This window comes from Azospirillum lipoferum, from assembly GCF_024170005.1.
In the GTDB taxonomy this organism is placed as follows: Bacteria; Pseudomonadota; Alphaproteobacteria; order Azospirillales; family Azospirillaceae; genus Azospirillum; species Azospirillum lipoferum.
The window spans coordinates 1-1,296 of the sequence record NZ_JALJXJ010000049.1 but is presented as its reverse complement, the minus strand read 5'-3'; the positions used below and the strand labels follow the sequence as shown (position 1 = coordinate 1,296).

1 rRNA gene is annotated in these 1,296 nt (G+C 56.2%); it reads left to right on the top strand.

Features of this window, described 5'->3' with window-relative positions:
* Window positions 1-1,296: ribosomal RNA gene (locus tag J2848_RS35810) — 23S ribosomal RNA — on the top strand; the annotation flags it as partial.

Sequence of the window (1,296 nt, the reverse complement as noted above, 5' to 3'; positions counted from 1 at the left end):
GGGAAGCGAACCCGGCGAACTGAAACATCTAAGTAGCCGGAGGAAAGGACATCAACCGAGACTCCGCTAGTAGTGGCGAGCGAACGCGGACCAGGCCAGTGATTGCTTCTACATAACCGGAACCGTCTGGAAAGTCGGGCCATAGCGGGTGATAGCCCCGTACGGATAAACCGGAAGCGATCCACGAGTAGGGCGGGGCACGTGAAACCCTGTCTGAACATGGGGGGACCACCCTCCAAGCCTAAGTACTCCTCAGTGACCGATAGTGCACCAGTACCGTGAGGGAAAGGTGAAAAGCACCCCGACAAGGGGAGTGAAACAGTTCCTGAAACCGGATGCCTACAAGCAGTCGGAGCCTCTTCATGGGGTGACGGCGTACCTTTTGTATAATGGGTCAGCGACTTAGAGTATGCAGCGAGCTTAAGCCGGTAGGTGGAGGCGCAGCGAAAGCGAGTCTGAATAGGGCGACCGAGTTGCATGCTTTAGACCCGAAACCTGATGATCTAGCCATGGGCAGGTTGAAGGTGCGGTAACACGCACTGGAGGACCGAACTCACGCCTGTTGAAAAAGTCGGAGATGACCTGTGGCTAGGGGTGAAAGGCCAATCAAATCAGGAAATAGCTGGTTCTCCGCGAAAGCTATTTAGGTAGCGCGTCGCGTATTGCCGCGGGGGGTAGAGCACTGGATGGGCTAGGGGGGCGCGAGCCTTACCAAACCTAACCAAACTCCGAATACCCGTGAGCAGAGCGCGGCAGACAGACGGTGGGTGCTAAGGTCCATCGTCGAGAGGGAAACAGCCCAGACCGCCAGCTAAGGTCCCCAAATCACGGCTAAGTGGGAAAGGATGTGGGAAGGCCATGACAACCAGGAGGTTGGCTTAGAAGCAGCCATCCTTTAAAGAAAGCGTAATAGCTCACTGGTCTAGTTAAGCCGGCCTGCGCCGAAAATGTATCGGGGCTCAAGCCGTGTACCGAAGCTGCGGATGTGATCTTATGATCACGTGGTAGCGGAGCGTTCCGTAAGCCTGCGAAGGGTGTCCGTGAGGCCGCCTGGAGGTATCGGAAGTGAGAATGCTGACATGAGTAGCGACAAACAGTGTGAGAAACACTGTCGCCGAAAGTCCAAGGGTTCCTGCGCAAGGTTAATCCACGCAGGGTGAGCCGGCCCCTAAGGCGAGGCCGAAAGGCGTAGTCGATGGGAACCAGGTTAATAGTCCTGGGCCTGGCGGAGGTGACGGATTGGAAAGCGTGTATGTCCTTATCGGATTGGACATGCTGTGGACCGGTTCCAGGAAA